This is a genomic window from Nocardiopsis sp. NPDC055824, from assembly GCF_053616335.1.
In genome coordinates, this window is sequence record NZ_JBSHDN010000375.1 from 1 (window position 1) to 2,631 (window position 2,631).

The following is a 2,631-nucleotide window of genomic DNA, read 5'->3' on the forward strand; positions in this document are numbered from 1 at the left end:
ACCCCGGCGGGGGCGGACGCGTCTTGGGCCCCTGCCGGCCGCGGCGCACGCCCACGCGCGGGGGACGCCCCCGCCGGGACGTGCGGGCCCCTCCGGGCGGGAAGGGGCTTCCGGCACCCGCGCCGGGAACGCCCTCGTCGACGTACGGGCCCCGAAGGCGGGAGGGAGACCGGTTCCGGCGGGGATCCACACGGACAGGTGACCGGGCGTGGCACGTAGGACACGGGGCGTCCGACGTGTGAGGATCGCGGCGTAAGTCGACGGTGGGTGCCCTGACGACCGTGGAGCGTGACCGACCCAGGGATGCGGTGGAGTTGTAGGGGCGTTCACCTCGGTTTCACCTGTGCGAGTGGAACCTCGGCCAAGGTCGAGAGCGTCCGGCGGGAGGCCCGCCGGACGAGAACGACCCGCGCGCTCCGACCCGACCCCGCACGTTGGCGGAGCGCACGGGAGCAGAGACGATCCCCAAGGAGAAGGTGTGCCCGAATCCGCGCCCCGCCGCCCGCTGCCGCTGCTCGGCCAGGTAGGGGGCGGTCGCTCCCGCGCGACATGCGCCCTGCGCTGTGGCGACGCCTGCTTCCACCCCGCCCCCAACACCAGCGCCAACCCCTACTTCGGCGACATCTTCCAGAAGGCCCTCTCGCGCCGCAGCGCCCTGCGCGCCGGAGCGGTCGGCGCGGGCGTCTCCGCCCTCGGCCTCTCCGCCCTGGGCACCGCGGCCGCCGACCGCGGGCCCGGACGCCCCCACCCCGCGCCCCGGCCGACCTTCACGAGCGTGCAGCCCAACACCGACGACAAGGTCACCATCCCCCGGGGCTACGACCAGCACGTCATCATCCGCTGGGGAGACCCCGTCCTGCCCGGGGCCCCCGAGTTCGACGTCGACGCCCAGACGGCCGAGGCCCAGGAGCAGCAGTTCGGCTACAACTGCGACTACGTGGGCTTCCACCAGCTCGACGACGACAACGGCCTGCTGTGGGTCAACCACGAGTACACCAACGAGGAACTGATGTTCCCCGGGTACACGGACGGCGCGACCGCGGACGAGGAGCACGTCAGGATCGCCATGGCCGCCCACGGCGGGTCCATCGTGGAGCTGAAGCGCCACGCCGGCACCGGCGAGTGGCGCCTGGCCGACGGGGAGCGCGCCTTCAACCGGCGGCTCACCGCCTCCACCCCGATGCGCCTGACCGGCCCCGCCGCGGGGCACGAGCTGCTCAGAACCCAGGACGACCCGGACGGCACCCTGGTCAAGGGCATGCTCAACAACTGCGCGGGCGGGATGACCCCCTGGGGCACCTTCCTCAGCGCGGAGGAGAACTTCAACCAGTACTTCAGCAACGCCCCCGCCGACGCACCCAACGCCCGGTACGGCATGGGGACCGGCCTCGCCGGCCGCCGCTGGGACCGGTTCGAGGAGCGCTTCGACCTGGCCAAGCACCCCAACGAGGCCAACCGGTTCGGCTACATCGTCGAGATCGACCCGCTGGACCCGGGGTCGGAGCCGCTCAAGCGCACCATGCTCGGCCGCTTCAAGCACGAGGGCGCCACGATCCGGATCACCGACGACGGCCGCGTGGCCGCGTACATGGGCGACGACGAGCGCTTCGACTACATGTACAAGTTCGTGAGCGCGAAGAAGTACGTCGAGGGCTCGCGCCGCCACAACCTCACCCTGCTGGACACCGGGACCCTCTACGTGGCCCGCCTGACCGGCAACAGCCCGGCCGAGGAGTTCGACGGCTCCGGGGCGCTCCCCGAGGACGGCGAGTTCGACGGCAGCGGCGAGTGGATCGCCCTGTGCACCGACACCGAGAGCTTCGTGCCCGGGTTCAGCGTCGCCGAGGTCCTGGTGCGCACGCGGCTCGCCGCCGACACCGTGGGCGCCACCAAGATGGACCGGCCCGAGGACTTCGAGCCGAGCCCCGTCACCGGCAAGGTCTACTGCGCGCTGACCAACAACTCCGCCCGCGAGCCCGGCCAGGCCGACGAGCCCAACCCGCGCGGCCCCAACAAGCACGGCCACATCCTGGAGATCGTGGAGGCGGGCTCGGACGCCGGGGCCACGGAGTTCGCCTGGAACGTGCCCATCGTCTGCGGCAACCCCGAGGACGAGGACACCTACTACGCGGGCTTCGACAAGTCCAAGGTCATGCCGATCTCGGCGCCGGACAACCTGACCTTCGACAAGGACGGCAACCTCTGGATCTCCACGGACGGCCAGCCCGGCGCGCTGGGCATCAACGACGCCCTGCACGTGGTCCCCGTCGAGGGCCGCTTCCGGGGTGAGCTGAGGACCTTCGCCACCGTCCCGGTCGGCGCGGAGGCCTGCGGCCCGCTCATCTCGAAGGACAACAAGACGGTGTTCCTCGCCCCGCAGCACCCCGGCGACGGGGGCACCCTGGCGGAGCCCACCAGCACGTGGCCCGACGGCGACTTCCCGCGCCCGTCCGTGGTGTGCATCTGGCACACCGCCGGGCGCGACGTCGGCAGGTAGACCCCCTCCCCGAGGGAGGGCGGGGGAGGCCGGCCCCGGCTCCGTCGTGGGGGTTGCCGGGCCGGTCGCTCCCGCGCACGGCCGCCCGCGCCGGCGGCCGCGCACCGGATGCGCCCACGGCCCCCGCCCCGCAC

General features: G+C 73.0%; 1 protein-coding gene. It reads left to right on the forward strand.

Annotated features, from left to right (window positions below; translation table 11 throughout):
* Positions 1-478 precede the first annotated feature (478 nt).
* On the forward strand, positions 479-2,497 hold the full coding sequence (locus ACWGL3_RS31935; protein ID WP_267949438.1) for a PhoX family protein: 2,019 nt from the start codon (positions 479-481) through the stop codon (positions 2,495-2,497).
* Positions 2,498-2,631 lie beyond the last annotated feature (134 nt).